Origin of the sequence: Massilia sp. ZL223, assembly GCF_018119395.1 — a bacterium.
GTDB lineage: Bacteria > Pseudomonadota > Gammaproteobacteria > Burkholderiales > Burkholderiaceae_D > Telluria.
On the sequence record NZ_JAGPWD010000025.1, the window covers coordinates 73,976 to 89,991 of the forward strand.

General features: G+C 66.6%; 15 protein-coding genes. 5 read left to right on the forward strand and 10 right to left on the reverse strand.

The window, feature by feature from the left end; genetic code table 11:
- Positions 1–2: 2 nt before the first annotated feature.
- From KBW95_RS16020 to KBW95_RS16030, 3 genes are all read right to left on the reverse strand, one after another.
- The gene (locus KBW95_RS16020; protein WP_229429789.1) at positions 3–851 is read right to left on the reverse strand and encodes a CPBP family intramembrane glutamic endopeptidase; all 849 of its coding nucleotides are present in this window, start codon (positions 849–851) and stop codon (positions 3–5) included.
- 34 nt (positions 852–885) lie between these two features.
- Positions 886–1,419: a MarR family winged helix-turn-helix transcriptional regulator gene (locus tag KBW95_RS16025; RefSeq protein WP_211528732.1), complete on the reverse strand. Its 534-nt coding sequence runs from the start codon at positions 1,417–1,419 to the stop codon at positions 886–888.
- 98 nt (positions 1,420–1,517) lie between these two features.
- On the reverse strand, positions 1,518–1,934 hold the full coding sequence (locus KBW95_RS16030; RefSeq protein WP_211528733.1) for an Rrf2 family transcriptional regulator: 417 nt from the start codon (positions 1,932–1,934) through the stop codon (positions 1,518–1,520).
- Between the two features lie 385 nt (positions 1,935–2,319).
- Here KBW95_RS16030 and KBW95_RS16035 point away from each other — a divergent pair, with 385 nt between their 5' ends.
- Positions 2,320–4,092: a family 16 glycosylhydrolase gene (locus KBW95_RS16035; protein ID WP_373888812.1), complete on the forward strand. Its 1,773-nt coding sequence runs from the start codon at positions 2,320–2,322 to the stop codon at positions 4,090–4,092.
- Between the two features lie 59 nt (positions 4,093–4,151).
- A complete protein-coding gene (locus tag KBW95_RS16040; protein WP_211528734.1) occupies positions 4,152–4,484 on the forward strand; it encodes a DUF5335 family protein in 333 nt (110 codons plus the stop codon).
- 18 nt (positions 4,485–4,502) lie between these two features.
- On the opposite strand, the gene KBW95_RS16045 is transcribed toward KBW95_RS16040, so the two are convergent.
- Positions 4,503–4,958 carry an SgcJ/EcaC family oxidoreductase gene (locus tag KBW95_RS16045; protein ID WP_211528735.1) on the reverse strand — a complete coding sequence of 152 codons (456 nt, stop codon included), beginning with the start codon at positions 4,956–4,958 and terminating at the stop codon, positions 4,503–4,505.
- A gap of 215 nt (positions 4,959–5,173) precedes the next feature.
- On the opposite strand from KBW95_RS16045, the gene KBW95_RS16050 reads away from it, so the two are divergent.
- The 3 genes from KBW95_RS16050 to KBW95_RS16060 all read left to right on the forward strand — a co-directional run bounded on the left by KBW95_RS16050 (position 5,174) and on the right by KBW95_RS16060 (position 11,858).
- The gene (locus KBW95_RS16050) at positions 5,174–6,751 is read left to right on the forward strand and encodes an aldehyde dehydrogenase (NADP(+)) (RefSeq protein ID WP_211528736.1); all 1,578 of its coding nucleotides are present in this window, start codon (positions 5,174–5,176) and stop codon (positions 6,749–6,751) included.
- Positions 6,752–6,967: 216 nt separating this feature from the next.
- Positions 6,968–9,835 (forward strand): winged helix-turn-helix domain-containing protein, encoded by a 2,868-nt coding sequence (locus tag KBW95_RS16055; RefSeq protein ID WP_211528737.1) that lies wholly within the window; start codon positions 6,968–6,970, stop codon positions 9,833–9,835.
- Positions 9,836–9,887: 52 nt separating this feature from the next.
- Complete coding sequence (locus KBW95_RS16060; RefSeq protein WP_211528738.1) at positions 9,888–11,858, forward strand: U32 family peptidase; 1,971 nt, start codon at positions 9,888–9,890, stop codon at positions 11,856–11,858.
- Between the two features lie 36 nt (positions 11,859–11,894).
- Here the strand turns inward: KBW95_RS16060 and KBW95_RS16065 are convergent, their stop codons facing one another.
- The 6 genes from KBW95_RS16065 to KBW95_RS16090 all read right to left on the reverse strand — a co-directional run bounded on the left by KBW95_RS16065 (position 11,895) and on the right by KBW95_RS16090 (position 15,772).
- On the reverse strand, positions 11,895–12,593 hold the full coding sequence (locus KBW95_RS16065; protein ID WP_211528739.1) for a glutathione binding-like protein: 699 nt from the start codon (positions 12,591–12,593) through the stop codon (positions 11,895–11,897).
- 91 nt (positions 12,594–12,684) lie between these two features.
- Positions 12,685–13,284: an NAD(P)H:quinone oxidoreductase gene (wrbA, locus tag KBW95_RS16070; RefSeq protein WP_211522787.1), complete on the reverse strand. Its 600-nt coding sequence runs from the start codon at positions 13,282–13,284 to the stop codon at positions 12,685–12,687.
- Between the two features lie 115 nt (positions 13,285–13,399).
- The gene (locus KBW95_RS16075; RefSeq protein WP_211528740.1) at positions 13,400–14,035 is read right to left on the reverse strand and encodes a hypothetical protein; all 636 of its coding nucleotides are present in this window, start codon (positions 14,033–14,035) and stop codon (positions 13,400–13,402) included.
- A gap of 97 nt (positions 14,036–14,132) precedes the next feature.
- The gene (gene lpxO / locus KBW95_RS16080; protein ID WP_211528741.1) at positions 14,133–15,032 is read right to left on the reverse strand and encodes a lipid A hydroxylase LpxO; all 900 of its coding nucleotides are present in this window, start codon (positions 15,030–15,032) and stop codon (positions 14,133–14,135) included.
- 200 nt (positions 15,033–15,232) lie between these two features.
- Positions 15,233–15,460, reverse strand: coding sequence for a DUF6139 family protein (locus tag KBW95_RS16085; protein WP_211522784.1), 228 nt, complete (start codon positions 15,458–15,460; stop codon positions 15,233–15,235).
- Between the two features lie 111 nt (positions 15,461–15,571).
- The gene (locus tag KBW95_RS16090) at positions 15,572–15,772 is read right to left on the reverse strand and encodes a hypothetical protein (RefSeq protein WP_211522783.1); all 201 of its coding nucleotides are present in this window, start codon (positions 15,770–15,772) and stop codon (positions 15,572–15,574) included.
- Between the last annotated feature and the right edge of the window lie 244 nt (positions 15,773–16,016).

Consider the following 16,016-nt stretch of genomic DNA (forward strand, 5'->3'; position numbering starts at 1 on the left):
CTTCAGCTGCCCCGCTTCAGCGCGCCGCGCAGGAACCAGGCGGCTGCGGCGCACAGCACCACCAGTGTGACCACGGAGCCTTCCACCCCGAAGGCGCCGCCGGTCAGCAGGATGGAGCCGGAAAGTTCGCCACGCAGCAGCCCCGCCTCGGCCTGGTGGCCGGACACCGTGGCCGAAAAGATCTGCCCGACGAAGTAGTTCCAGGCGAGGTGGCTGGCGATGCACATCCACAGGCGGCGCGTCCGCATATAAATAGCCGCCTGCATGACGCTGTACACGGCCAGTGCCGCAACGGCGACCGGGCTGACACCGTCGTTCGGCAAATGGGCGGCGCTGAACACGACGGCCGAAACGATGATCGCCCAGCGGCTGCCGATCGATTGCTCGCTGATGCGGAACACGACGCCGCGGAACAGCATTTCCTCGGTCAGGGCAACCAGCATCAATTCGGCCAATGGCAGCGCAAGCAGCAGCGTGACTGTGTTCATGCCGTCCAGGTGGTAGGCGCCCAGCAAACCAAGCAAGGCGAACACGGCGCACACCAGGCCCGCGCCCAATCCCAGGCCGAGCAAGGATTCGCGCGCGGCGCCCTGGGCGCCGAATTCCGTCAGCGCGCGTTTTTCGATCCGGTGCACGAAGAAGCGGTAGGCCAGGAAGGACAGCACGGCCGCCAGCAACTGGGGCCAGGCGATCCGGTAGGGCTTGTCCACCAGTGCCGACGAGAGGATCATCGTCAGCGGCACCGGCGCGAAGGTCAGCACAATACCGATCACGCTGCGGACAAAAGGGTGGGCCATCAGGCGCGAGGATGGCGCCGCCTTGTTGGCGGACATCGTGCTTGCTTCATTCATTGCTTCGTCTCCTGTACATTTTTCTGGATTCTTCTTAAGCCGCGTTCTTCTTGCCGGACCGGCGCCGGCTGTCTTGGCCTGTCGCCTTGCTGCCGCCGTCCTGCTGCAACGCCAGTCGCGCCTCCCGGATGCGCTCGCCGAACGGCCGGTCGGCCAGGGCGGCGATGGCCTGCGCCAGCGATTGCGACAGTGGCAGGTCGAGGTCGGCGTCCAGGCCATCCGCCGCGAGCTTGGTCGCGCGCCAGCATTCCTGCAGGCGCGGCAGCAGTGCGCTTCCTTTCGCGCTCAGGCTGACCACGCGCTGGCGGGCATCCTCCGCGCCCGGCGCAATCTGCACCAGGCCCTGCTTCTGCATCAGCGCCACGGTCTGGGTGGCGGCTGGCTGGGTGATGCCGGCCAGGGCCGCGATCTCGCCAATCGTCACCGCCTCGCGCATCGACAGCACGCGCATGACCGGCGTGTAGCGTGGCCGGTAATCCGGCAGGTCGGCATCGACGTAGGCGGCTTCGACCGCGCTGTCGAGCAGCTCGATCAGGTGGCGCAATTGGGTACCGAGTCCTTGTTTCATGGGCAAAGAATATCAACAGTTATATAAGCGGTAAAGTAATATGGCGGCGGCGCCGCCATTTCATGCGCAGCGCGTAGGCTGCGCTCCGGAAGTGCGCTTCAGCCGGGGCGGGCCGGCGGCAAGAAGGCCGACAGGCGAATCTCGCCGAATTGGCGCATCAGGTGGCCTGCGGCCTGCGCCAGGGCGACATTGAGCGTACCGGTAATGGCTTCCTCGGCCGCGCAGCCTGGATGATCGACACTGGGACCGATCGCGAAGATGACCGGCTCCTCAAGGGCGCGGTAGACGTCCAGCACCGTGATGGTGTCCGGGTCGGCGGCCAGGGTCCAGCCGCCGCCCCGCCCGCCCGTGGAATTAACGTAGCCAGCGGTGCGCAAGCCCGCCATCATGCGGCGTACCAGTACCGGATTCGTGTCCAGCATCGTGGCGATCTCTTCGGAACTGGCCGCGCCTTTGCGGCCGTGCAGGTGGACGAGGACATGCAGTATCCTCGACAGACGAAAATCGTTTCTCATATGGCTTCTCCTGCCGGCAGCATACCGCAACTTGTTGAGTTGCGATATGCCATGAAGAAATTCCGATACTCGTCGAGTTGCGCAAACGGGGAGGGCCGGTCCAAGGCCTTAGCTTCCCTGCGCGCCGGCTCACTCCCGAAGCCCCACCTGCCCTCTTTTTGAGCCACCTCAAACATTCACAACCGAGCGCTTTCAATAGCTTTGCCGCGCACGATTCGATTTGACGCGCCGTTCAAATACGCATATATTTTTTCGTATTCCGAATGGAAACGTTTCCAGTCATAGCTTCCGCAAGAATTCTCAGAACCAACGTCGATGTTGGGCGCAGCGTGGCGGAGCCAGAACGGCCTCCCCACATTTCTTTGGAGTTAATCGAGGAGTCGAAGTGAATAACCATAAACAAAATCGTCACTTTAAATGGAAACCTTTCCAGGCAATAGCCGCAGGCCTGCTGCTGACCATGGGGGCGCAGACCTCCGCCAGCGTCAGCAACCCCGCCATCGGCCAGTTGCTGTGGTCCGAGGAATTCAATGGCACCAGCCTCAACACCGGTGCGTGGACCGCCACCGACGGCAACGGCTGCCAGATCAGCCTGTGCGGATACGGAAATGCCGAGCTGCAATACTACAGCCCCAACAACGTGTCGATCGTTAACGTACCCTTCGAATCCGGCACCCGCGCCCTTGCGATCCAGGCGCGCAACCAGACCATCGGCAGCAATGTCTTCACCTCAGGGAAGGTCGACACCAAGGGCAAGGTCCAGGTGCAGTACGGGATGGTCGAGGTGCGCATGAGCACTCCCGCCGTCGCCACCGGGCTATGGCCGGCCGCATGGATGCTGGGCGTGAGCCCGCAGACCTGGCCGCGCAACGGCGAGATCGACATCATGGAGATGGGCCACAAGGCCTCGAGCCGGACCGCCGCCGGTTCGCCCTCCGCCAACAATTTTGTCGGCTCCAACGTCATCACCTACCAGCAAGCGGCCTGCGTCCCCGGCAATGAAAGCTGCGCCGCCTCGACCGCCTGGCAGACCAAGAACTGGTACGTCTCCTCGACCCCGCTGACCAACCGCTTCGTCCTCTACCGCCTGTACTGGACCGAGAGCGAGATGCGTTTCACGGTCGTCGACAATGGCGTCGAGCGCAACATGTACGACGCGCCGCTTCCGGTCAATTCGACGGCCCTGCAGGCGCCCTTCTACCTGCTCCTGAACCTCGCCGTGGGCGGCAATTTCACCGACGCCGCCAGCCCGGGCCAGGTTAGCGCGCCGATGCCCGGGACCATGTACGTCGACTACGTGCGCGTCTACCAGCTCGACGGCAAGGGAACGGTCAAGCTGGGCAACCAGACCGTGCCGGAAGTCGGCAAGTTCGGCGTGTTCACCGACACCACGAGCGTCAACAACAAGCTGGTGGCCGGCACCAGCTCGGACATCTTCCTGTGGAACGGCGCCTCCAGCGGCGCGGGCAATCTTCCGCCCTACGAGGGCAGCAACGTCATCGCCTGGAGCTACAACGCCCCCGGCCAGTGGTTCGGCGGCGGCGTCCAGTCGCGCCAGGCCCGCGACCTGAGCAATTTCCGCAACGGGACGATGAAGTTCCGAATCAAGATTCCGGCCAACGTCTCCTTCAACATCGGCGTCGGCGACACCTACACCAACCAGAACTGGGTCAACTTCCCGGCCAACACCACGACCCACGGCCTGCTGCGCAACGGCGAGTGGGCGACCGCCACCGTCCCCGTGAGCACCCTGATCGGTCCCAAGGTGGCGCTGCAGTCGCTGCTCGACGTCTTCATGATCTCGAGCGACGCCAACCGCTTGCCTGCCTCGGCCTTCCAGTTCGCGATCGACGACATCGTCTGGGATTCGGGCACGACCACCACCCCGCCGCCGGCGCCGACCGGCCCGACCTACGTGACCCAGACCTCGGCGACCACGCTCCAGTTCACCGCGAATACCGGCAGCTGGGCCGACGTGCACTACACGGTCAACAACGGCGCCCAGCAGAACGTGCGCATGCGCCTCGACGGCAGCAGCAACAGCTTCATCGCCGGCGGCCTGAAGATCGGCGACGTGGTGCGCTACAGCTTCACCTACTGGGACACTGCGCGTAACTATGCCGTCGACACCGCCTGGCAGAGCTATACGATGAAGTGATCGCGAAACTCGGGCGGCGCGGCGCGGTCTGATGACAGAGGAGGCAAAGGAGAGGAAGCATGGCCACCATCAGATTGGACAAGCCCGCCTGGGGAATCTACGCCGACAGGATGTCGAAGGCGCTCCTCGGTACGCCGGCCGAGGTCGAAGTCGCGTCGATGAACTTCGGCGTCCAGCTCGCGGCCGCATGGATTCCGCTGCTGGGCATCCTGTACGACCCCAAGAACGATATGTTGGCCGTGAGCTTCGACGGCCTGGATCACATGGTCCGCCATCCCCAGGACATCTACGTCCAGGAAGACGGCGGCAAGGTGCAGAGCATCGAAGTGATCGGCAGCGACGGCGCCCGGCACATCATCCGCCTGCGCCAGGCTATCCCCATGCCGGCCTGAGCCCTCGCCGGATGTCTTTCAACCCGCCGGCTTCGGCGGCGGCCGCGGCGGCGGTCCCATGCGCATATTGGCATTCTCGATGTCGGCCGCGATAAGCCAGCGGCCATCCACCTTGCGCAGTACCAGCACGAACTTGCCGGCATCGAGCGCCTGGCCGGCCGGGCCATACGCGCCCACCACCGTGGCGAGGTCGCCGGAAGCGCGGTAATCGATCACGCGCAGGAAAGTCGGCATGCCGCCACCGCCGGAGTACGCCTTCGCGATGCTGTCCCTGCCGCGCGCGGGCGGCTGGTTGCTCGGCAGGGCCATGCCGTCCTCCGCGAACAGGGCGGCGAGGCCCCTGGCGTCGTTCGCCGCCCAGGCCTTTTCGTAATCGCGCAACACCCGGTCGACCTCGGGCGGTACGCTGACCGAAGGCAGGGATTGCGCCGCTGCCGGAACGATGTTCAATGCGGCGGCCAGCACAGGCGCCATCAGGACTCCACGCATTTGTCGCTCCCTCAGTATTGTCAGCGCCTCATTCTAGCCAGCGGAACCCGGCCTGGCCATGAAAAATGGATACGTATATCGCTGTCGCATTTAACGCCCTTCGCTGCGGGAATCGGCACAGCCTCGCGCACAGCCCTTTGATAAGATCGCGCCCGGCCTTTTATGAACGCACGGCAGTCACAGTCTTTATGGGAGCAGGCATGACGATTCACGGAGAAATGATCATTGGGCGCCGCAGCGAGCGCGGTGTCGCAGGCGAAGTGCGCAGCGCCGACCCCGCGCGCGGCGCGGAACTGGAACCGGCCTTCGGCACGGCGAGCCCGGCGCAGCTGGCGGCCGCCTGCGAACTGGCGGAGCAGGCCTTCGATGCCTACCGCGCCATTGGCCTGGAGCAGCGCGCCCGTTTCCTCGAATCGATCGCGGAAGAAATCCTGGACATCGGCCCGCTGCTGATCGAGCGCGCCCATCAGGAATCCGGCCTGCCGCTAGCGCGCCTGGAAGGCGAACGTGGACGCACGGTCAACCAGCTTCGCCTGTTCGCCAAGGTGGTTCGCGACGGCCACTTCCTGGGAGCGACCCTGGACGCGGCCCTGCCCCAGCGCAGCCCGCCGCGCCCGGACCTGCGGATGGCGAAGATCCCGCTCGGCCCGGTAGCCGTGTTCGGCGCCAGCAACTTCCCCTTGGCGTTCTCGGTTGCCGGCGGCGACACCGCCTCCGCGCTGGCGGCCGGCTGCCCGGTGGTGGTCAAGGCCCATAACGCCCACTTGGGCACCTCGGAGCTGGTGGCCAGGGCCGTGCAGAGGGCCGCCATCGATTGCGGCATGCCGGAAGGCGTGTTCTCGATGGTGATCGGCGAAGGCAAGCAGATCGGCCAGGACCTGGTGAACCACCCGGCGATCCAGGCGGTCGGCTTCACCGGCTCGCGGCAGGGCGGCCTGGCGCTGCTGCGCATCGCGAATGCGCGTCCGGTGCCGATTCCCGTCTATGCGGAAATGAGCAGCGTCAATCCAGTCTTCCTGTTGCCGGGCGCGCTCGCCAACGGCGGCGCCAGGCTGGCGGCGGGCTTCATCGATTCGCTGACCCTGGGCGTCGGCCAGTTCTGCACCAACCCGGGCCTGGTGATCGCGCTGGCGGGCGAGGCGCTGGACGCCTTCCGCATTGCCGCGGTGGACGCGCTGCAGGCCAAAGCCGCCGGGACCATGCTCACCGCCGGCATCCACCAGGCCTATCTCGGCGCCATCGCGCGCCGCTCGGGCCTGGCCGGCGTGCAACTGCTCGCACGCGGCAGCGCCGAAGGAACCGGCTGCGCCGCCCAGGCGGCCCTGTACCAGTGCGACGCCGCCACCTACCTGGCCAACCCGGCCCTGGAAGAAGAGATCTTCGGACCGGCCTCGGTGCTCATCGCCTGCCGCGACCAGGCCGAGATGCTGGCCGTGGCGCGTCACCTGGAAGGCCAGCTGACCGCCACCGTCCATGCGACGGAGGCCGACCATGCCCTCGCGGCCGCCCTGCTGCCGACCCTGGAACGGAAGGCCGGACGGATCCTGTTCAACGGCTTCCCGACCGGTGTCGAGGTGGCCCATGCGATGGTGCACGGCGGTCCCTTCCCGGCCACATCGGACAGCCGCTCGACTTCGGTGGGGGCGGCGGCGATCGAGCGTTTCCTGCGGCCGGTCTGCTACCAGGATGTCCCGGCCGGACTCTTGCCGCAAGCCTTGCGCGACGGTAATCCGCTGGGCATTGCGCGCCTGGTCGACGGCCAATTCCGCGTGAATTAAGCGGTCAACCGGTGTAATCATGCGGAGCGGGTAAAAATACTAAAAGTCTGCAAGGTTCGTGAAAGAATTGTCGACCAAAATTCAGTGCATGCGCTCGTAATGTTGTATCCGGTTGACGGAAAGTGCTGAAGCTTGCGCTAAACTGTTGCAAGTTCATAAAGGCCATGACACGAAAGCGCCCACCGTGCCCACTCAGTCCTGCATGACACACACCGCATGAACACCGTTCCGTTCAAGTTCGGTCCATTCGAACTGCATCCGCTGCGCCGGACGCTGCTGAGGAATGGCGAGCCGGTCCAGATCGGCAGCCGGGCGTTCGACGTGCTGACCCTCCTGCTCGAGCGGGCGGGCGCGGTCGTCGGCAAGGAAGAGCTGATGGCGCGCGCCTGGCCGCGTACCTGCGTCGAAGAATCCAACCTGCGGGTCCACATCAGCGCCCTGCGCAAGCTCCTGGAAAAAGACAGCGGCGGCCTGCGCTACATCGACAACGTGGCCGGCCGCGGCTACAGCTTCGTCGGCCCGGTGTCCTCGGCCTCCATCGCCGCGGCGCCAGGCTCGCCCATCACCCCCCTGTCCGCGCCTCTCCGCCTGGACCAGCGCTTCGGCTCGCGGCTGATCGGCCGCGAGGACGCCGTCGGCGCCGTCTGCGCCGCCCTGGGGGACACGCGCCTGCTCACCATCGCCGGACCCGGCGGCGTGGGCAAGACGGCGCTCGCCATCGCCTGCGCACGCCAGATGGCCCAGCACTTCCGCGACGGAGTGAGCATGCTGGAGCTGGGAAGCGTTTCCCATCCCTCCTTGGTCGTCGACGCCCTGGCGGCGGCGCTGGAACTCCCCTCGCATGCTCCCTACGACGCTATCCTGGCCCAACTGCGCGGGCGCAGCATGCTGCTGGTGCTCGACAGCTGCGAACACTTGGGCGATGCGCCGGCGCGCCTGGCCGAGGGCTTGTGCGCGGCCGCGCCCGGCCTGACCCTGCTGGCGACCAGCCGCGAGGCGCTGGGCCTGGCGGGCGAGCGGGTGCACTCCCTGGGGCCGCTCGCCGTGCCCGCTGCGGGTACGCCGGCCGAGGCGCTCCCCGCCTACGGCGCGCTGGCCCTGTTCGTCGAATGCGCAGCCGGTGCGATTGATGCTTCGCGCCTGACTGCGGACGACTGGAACCTGATCGCGGAAATGTGCCGGCGCCTGGACGGCCTGCCCCTGGCCATCGAACTGGCCGCCGCGCGGGTACCGATGCTCGGACTGCACGGCGTCGCCTCCGGGCTGGGCGCATCGCTTGCCATGCTGTCGCGCAGCCGGCCCGGCGGCGAGGCGCGTCACCAGTCGATGCGCGACGTGCTCGACTGGAGCTATGCACTCCTGTCGGCGGGCGAACAGCGCCTGCTGCGCTGCCTGTCGGCATGGCGCGGCGGTTTTACCGCCGATTGCGCCCGCGCCCTGTGGCCGGACCAGGGCGCCGCGTTCGAACCGGCGGCCCTGTACAACCTGGCCGCGCGTTCCCTGCTCGTGTGCGACTACGATGGCGCCGGCGTGGGCTACCGGATGCTCGCGACCACCCGCCTGTACGCCGCCGAGCGCCTGGCGCAGGATGGCGAACTGGCCTTTGTCGCGCGCGCCCACGCCGCGCGCTGCCTGGACCTGATGCTGGAAGCGCGCGGCGAGCGCGGCGGAGCGCAGCGCCTGGCCCGCCATGCCGGCCGCCTGGCAGACGTGCGCGCCGCCCTCGACTGGTGTTTCGCGCACGGCGGCGATGCCGGACTGGGCGTCCGCCTGGCCGCGGCGGCCACGCCGCTGTGGAGCGAATTGTCGCTGCTGGACGAGCAGCGCACCCAGATCCTGCGCGCCTTGCCGCACGCGCGCGACGCCGCTGCCGAAATGGCCTTGCAGGCCAGCCTGGGCGGGGTCCTGGTGCACCTTGACAGCCCGTCGGAACAGGTAGCGGCCGCCTTCACCCGCGCCTACGAGCTGGCGCACAGCCAGGGGGACAAACCCCAGCTGGCGCGCAGCTTCGGCGGGCTGTGCGTCAATCACCTGCTCCAGGGGCAGTATCCGGAGGCAATCGCCCTGGCTCATGCGTTCGCGCCTTACCGTAAGGGCGGCAAGAGCGCGCATGACCGCTGCGCCGACGATATCCACGACCGGATGATGGCGGCCGCCCTGCATTTCCATGGCGAACAGCGCCAGGCGCGGTTCCACGCCGAACGCGTGCACCGGCTTGCGCGCGACACGGAACAATGGCCGGCGCCACATGGTCCCGCCGGAACGGCGCTCCAGTACGACCGCCAGGCGGCCTCCAGCGCGGTGCTGGCGCGCATCCGCTGGCTCGCGGGCCATGCCGAGGAAGCGGCCGCACTGGCCACGAATGCGCTCGAGCGCGCCCAGGAAATCGAGCATCCCGCCTCGACCTGCCTGTCGCTGGCCCTGTCCGCCATCCCAATTGCCTTCTGGAACGGCGACCAGCATGCGGCGTCCTATTTCACCGGCGTGCTGTGTGAGCGCTCGCAGGTGCACGGGCTGAAACACTGGCAATCCTGGGCGGCCCAGTTCAGCGCGCTGAGCGAAGGGGCATGCCCGAGCGGCGCCGGTGCGCTGCTGCCGGGACCGCAGGCCGAGACGATCTTCACCATCCTTCCCGGCCTGGCCGGGCCGGCCGATTTCGCCCGGGTCGGCCAGGGCCTGGCGGGCTGGTGCGCGGCGGAGCTGATCCGCCAGAAAGCGGTCTGGATGCGCACCGCCGGCCGCCCCCCGGCCCAGGCGGACAGCGTGCTGCTGCAGGCCGCCGCAATTGCCGAGTCGCAAGGGGCGCTGGCCTGGCTGCTGCGCGTCGCCCTCACCCGCGCCCAGTGGTCGCTGGGCACGCCGCGCGCCGCCGAGGCCCTGGGCCAGTTGGCGGCGGTGCTGCGCCGCTTCCCGCAGGGTTTTCCCAGCCGCGACCAGCGCGATGCGCAAGCCTTGCTGGACAGCCTGGGCGGCGGGGAATATTTCTTCCAGCCCGACCTGCGCAGCCGCATGCGCGTGCACGGTCGAGGCCAGGCAACAACACAGACGGGGACGGCGAGAGGCGCACTGCTTCCCCGGGAATGACGGCGGACGGCGATCTGGCTATAATTTCGGCCTTCGCCCCACAGGAATTCCCATGTCCCTCCTCGCTCACCAGCTCGAACTGCTCTCGCCCGCCAAGACCGCCGAGATCGGCCGCGAAGCCATCCTTCACGGCGCCGACGCGGTCTATATCGGCGGCCCGGCCTTCGGCGCCCGCCACAACGCCAGCAATCCCCTCGAGGACATCGCGGCGCTGGTCGAGTTCGCGCACCGCTACCGCGCGCGCATCTTCGTCACCATGAACACCATCATGCACGACGCCGAGCTGGACCTGGCCCGCAAGCAGATCTGGCAGCTGTACGAGGCCGGCGTGGACGCCCTGATCATCCAGGACATGGGCCTGCTGGAGCTCGACCTGCCGCCGATCCAGCTGCACGCCAGCACCCAGTGCGACATCCGAACCGTCGAGAAGGCGAAATTCCTGGGCGACGTCGGCTTCTCGCAGCTGGTGCTCGCGCGCGAACTGACCGTCGAGCAGATCAGGAAGATCAAGGCCCAGGTCGACACGCCGCTGGAGTACTTCGTGCACGGCGCGCTGTGCGTGGCCTTCTCCGGCCAGTGCTACATCTCGCACGCCGACACCGGCCGCAGCGCCAACCGCGGCGACTGCTCGCAGGCCTGCCGCCTGCCCTACACCCTGACCGACGGCCAGGGCCGCGTGGTGGCCTACGACAAGCACCTGCTGTCGATGAAGGACAACGACCAGAGCGCCAACCTGGAAGCCCTGGTCGACGCCGGCATCCGCTCCTTCAAGATCGAAGGCCGCTACAAGGACATGGGCTATGTGAAGAACATCACCGCCCACTACCGCGTCCTGCTGGACGAGCTGCTGGAGCGCCGTCCCGAATTCGCGCGCGCCTCGAGCGGCCGCACCCAGGTCATGTTCACCCCGGACGTGGACAAGAACTTCCACCGCGGCCACACCGATTACTTCGCACAGGGCCGCCAGGATGATATCGGCGCCTTCGACTCGCCCAAGTACGTGGGCGTGGAGCTGGGCAGCGTCACTCGCATCGCCGGCGACCACTTCGACCTGCTCACCAGCGCGCCGATGGCCAACGGCGACGGCCTCAACTACATGAACAAGCGCACCACGGTCGGCATCCAGGCCAACCGCGCCGAGAAGCTGGGCGAGGACGAGGAAGGCCAGCGCTGGCGCGTGTTTCCGAACGAGGCCATCGCGACCCTGCCGGGCCTGAAGGTGGGCAGCGTCATCCACCGCAACCGCGACCACCAGTGGGAAGCGGCGCTGAACAAGAAGTCTTCGGAGCGCAAGGTGCGCGTGGACCTGATCCTGTCCGAGACGCCGGAAGGCCTGCGCCTGGCCATCGTCGACGAAGACGGCATCGCCAGCGACGCCGTGGCGGCGATCGCCCTGCAGCCGGCCCAGCAGGCCGCCCAGGCCGAGGCTGGCCTGCGCACCAGCCTGGCCAAGCTCGGCAACACCATGTTCGAAGCCGGCCACGTCGAGCTGAAGCTGAGCCAGCCCTGGTTCGTGCCGTCCAGCGCCATCAACGCGCTGCGCCGCGACGCCGTCGCCGCGCACGAGGCTGCGCGCCTGGCGGCCTGGGACCGTCCGCCGCGCAAGGCCCCGGCCGAGCCGCGCGCGGTGTACCCGGAAACCCAGCTGAGCTACCTGGCCAACGTCTACAACGAGAAGGCGCGCGCCTTCTATCACAAGCACGGCGTGCAGCTGATCGCCGCCGCCTACGAGGCGCACGAGGAACCGGGCGAGGTGCCGCTGATGATCACCAAGCACTGCCTGCGCTTCTCGTTCAACCTGTGCCCGAAGCAAGCCAAGGGCGTGCAAGGCGTGCAGGGCCAGGTGCGGGCGGAGCCGATGACCCTGGTCAGCGGCGGCGAGCGCTACACCCTGCGCTTCGACTGCAAGCCCTGCGAAATGCACGTGGTCGGCGCGATGAAGCCCGGCATCCTGAATTCGCCGCCGCCCTCGGCGGTGCCCTACAGCCCGCTGGTCTTCCACCGCCACCGTCCGCGCACCTGATCGCGCACGTGGGCGGCCCTGCCGCCCACCCGCCTGTCAGCCCGGGATCTTCAAGCCCCTGGCCACCGCCGGACGCGCGCGGAAGCGCTCCAGCGCGGCGTTCAGGTGCGGGAAGTCCTTGAAGCCGACCAGCTCGCCCGCATCGTAGAAGCCGACCAGGTTGTTCACCCACGGGAAGGTCGCGATGTCCGCGATCGTGTACTCCTCCCCTGCGATCCACGCATGCTTCGCCAGCTGGCTTTCGAGCACGCCGAGCAGGCGTTTTGATTCGTTGACGTAACGGTCGCGCGGCCGCTTGTCTTCATACTCCCGGCCGGCGAACTTGTGGAAGAAGCCGAGCTGGCCGAACATCGGGCCGACGCCGCCCATCTGGAACATCACCCACTGGATCACCTGGTAGCGCGCGGCCGGATCGGCAGGCAGGAACTTGCCGGTCTTCTCCGCCAGGTAGATCAGGATGGCGCCCGATTCGAACAGCGGCAGCGGCCTGCCGCCAGGTCCGTCGGGATCGACGATCGCCGGGATCTTGTTGTTCGGGTTCAGTGACAGGAAGGCCGGCGAGAGCTGGTCGTTGGTCTCGAAGCTGACCTTGTGCGGCTCATAGGGCAGCCCGGTTTCCTCCAGCATGATCGACACCTTGACGCCGTTGGGCGTGGGCAGCGAGTACAGCTGCAGGCGCTCGGGATGCTGGGCCGGCCATTTGGCGGCGATGGGGAAGGCAGACAGATCGGTCATGGTAGTCGTCGCACATCGTAGTGATTGAGACAACGACAATACCAAAGTTCGCCCCGCCTTGCCGGCGGGGCTTCGTTTTCCTTGCGGCCGTTCAGCCGAACAGCTTGATGGCGGTCTTCGCGATCAGTTCGCCCTGGTGACGGGCGCCGCCGAGGTCGATCTCGCTGGGCTGGCGTTCCCCTTTGCCGCCGGCGATCGTCGTGGCGCCGTAGGGGCTGCCGCCGACGATCTCGTCGAGCGACATCTGGCCCTGGTAGCTGTACGGCAGGCCGACGATGGTCATCCCGAAGTGCAGCAGGTTGGTGATGATCGAGAACAGGGTCGCTTCCTGGCCGCCGTGCTGGGTCGCGGTCGAGGTGAAGGCGCCGCCCACCTTGCCGTTGAGCGCGCCGCGCGCCCACAGGCCGCCGGTCTGGTCGAGGAAGGACGCCATCTGGCCCACCATGCGGCCGTAGCGGGTGGGCGCCCCGACGATGATCGCATCGTAGTGCTCCAGCTCCTCCACCCTGGCGATGGGCGCGGCCTGCTGCAGCTTGAAGTGGGCCTTGGTGGCGATGTCATCGGGGACCGTCTCGGGCACGCGCTTCACGTCGACCGTGGCGCCGGCCGCGCGCGCCCCTTCGGCGACCGCGTTGGCCATGGTTTCGATATGCCCGTAGGTCGAGTAATACAGTACCAGTACCTTTGCCATTGTCCTGCCTCCGTTCTGATGGTGGATGGGCTGCCTCAGCCCATAGCATACGGCCAATGGCCGCGCCGCCGCAGCACGCTTGGCTCATCCGAAGGAGGCGGACGGCCGACGCCGGTCAGCCTTGCTGGACGGTCCTCGGCTGGAAGGTGACGCCGGGGGCCGTGCACTGCTCGACCGGCTGCGGCTTGCCTCCCGAGGCTTTGCGGACATAGCACTCGTCGAACACCGAGCAATAGCAAGCCGAATAGGTGATGTCCTTCATCTGGCGGTGCAGCGTGTCGAAGCGTGGGTTCGACTCATCCGGCTCCGGCCAGCTGAACATCACCAGCGATCCGCCGGGACGAACCAGCGAATCGTCGACCCCGCCACGCATGTTCATGCCATTGAAGTTGCCGCCCGCGCCAGCGCAGCAGGCCTGGGCGAGCGCGCTCAGGTCGGCGACCGGCTGCCCCTTGAAGAAGAACTGGACCCACTCGATCCGTGCCGGGCCGACGCCGTTGTTCTGCATTTCATACGAGACCATCCGGCGAAAGCTCTTCTTTTCTTCGGACGGCATCGTGGAGGTCGAACGCATCAGTTCGAGATAGGGGTAGCTGTTGGCGGCGACCAGCTTTTCCATCGAGTGCGCCGAGTGCAGGCCCAGCCACAATGAGACGAGCGACACGATCGCGGCGGCGACCGCCAGTGTGATATCGAGCCAGCGGACACCGGTGCCGTGGGGATGGTGGTGATGGTGGCTTTCGTGTTCCAAGGCGGCTCCTCGCGCGGGTCAAAGACCCGCAAGTATAGCGAGGAGTTGCCTGAATGCTACTCCCGCGGCGCAGATTATGCGCGCCGGGTAAAGGGACTCAGATCCAGTAGATCAGCGCGGCCAGGCCGACGATCAGGGCGATGCGGGTCAGGTTGTAGGCGGTCTTGTTCCAGGCCTTGAAGCGGCGGCGGTACTGGCCGGCATAGAAGGAAATGCGGAACAGCTTGCTGACCAGGCCGACCTGGTCGCCGGTCTCGTTGGGCGAGGCGGCGGCGGTCATCAGTGTGCGGCCGAGCCAGCGGTTGACGCCCTGCATCCAGCGGAAGCGCATCGGACGCTCGACGTCGCAGAACAGGATTACGCGGTCGCTCTCGCTGCCGTTGATGGCCCAGTGGATGAAAGTCTCGTCGAAGACGACGCCCTCGCCGTCGCGCCAGCTGTGGCGTTCGCCGTCGACTTCGATGAAGCAGCGGTCGTCGTTCGGGGTCGCCAGGCCCAAGTGGTAGCGCATCGAGCCGGCATAGGGATCGCGGTGCGGGTTCAGCTTGCCGCCTGGCGGCAGCTCGGCGAACATCGCGGCCTTGACCGAAGGGATCGACTGCAGCAGCGCATAGGTCTGCGGGCACAGACGCTCGGCCGAGGGGTGGCTGGCGTCGTACCACTTGAGGTAGAAGCGCTTCCAGCCGTTCTTGAAGAAGGAGTTGAAGCCGGCATCGTCGTTCTGTTCGGCGGCCTTGATCTTCTTGAGGGCGAGCAGGTTTTCGGCTTCGGCGCGGATGACCTGCCAGTTGTCCTGCAGGCGCTGCAGTTCGGGGAATTCGCTCAGCGGAATGTAGGGCGTGGCCGGCACCCGCGAGAACTTATGCATGAAGATGTTGATCGGCGCCATGAACGACGAATGGTCGAACAGCTGGCGACGGAAAGGCAGGCGTACCCGTCCGCGGAAATGGATGTGCAGGATCGAGAGGAAATAAAAACCAACCACTGCCCACTTCATCACGTCCTCCATCTCAGCCGGGTTGCGGCTGGCTTGCTTGATCAAGGACGCAGGATACCATAACGGCTTCCTGACCGGGCGGGTCAGGCCGTATCTCAGAGGCAACATGCCACGCCGGAATCCGGTCGCTACGCGGGCTGCGCGCGGGTTCCGGCGTGCTGTCTTGGCCCGGCTTGCCGGGCGCGAAGTCTATACGCGGCTTAATGCAGCACGGACGTCATCGCATAACCTTTTTCGGCGATCTGGCCGCTCAGGTTCTCGATATCAAAATCCGGCAACTGGCTGGCGCCATCATCGACCTCGTAGGCGCGGGTTTCGATCTCCCAGTCGGTGTTGGTGGCTTCTTCAGGAATATTCTTGGCTTCGGGTACTGCCAGGTACGAGTACTTCCCGTCTCGTTCTGCTCTGCGGTAAATATCCAGGCGCATAGTGTTGTCCTCTTGTCAAAACCCGCTGTCCGGATGACAGCGGGCGGTTCCACAGTAGAAGATCGAGGCCCGGTCGTCTGTTAATTGGCCCACACTCAGCCGAGCAGCTGATCAGCGGCCGGGCGAATAGCCGAGCACCCGGGCCGGCAGCAGCACGATGGCGCGCAGCAGTTCGAACACGGCTTCGACACCGATGCCGAGCAGCCGGAACGGCAGCAGCAGGAGCCAGACGAGCGGATACAGCACCAGGGCCAGCAGCGCGATCGGCCAGCACAGGAACAGCAGGACCAGCCACAGCAGGAAACTCAGCATTGTTCGCTCCATGTCGAAAGGGACAGCATGGACAGCGTAAGTATTTACGAGGCTGGGCTCAACTGGCTTGCGATAGAGGGTCGAAAAATCGGGGTGAATGGGGGAATTTCGGGGGTAACTGGTGCGGAGGTGTTAGTGGTTTGCCAAAAACTTGGGCCCCGGCCTTCGCCGGGACGACGTGCCAGGGCTGCGGACCGCAGTGCTTCAACGGGCCGCTCGCCCCAAGACCGTCGTCCCGGCGCAG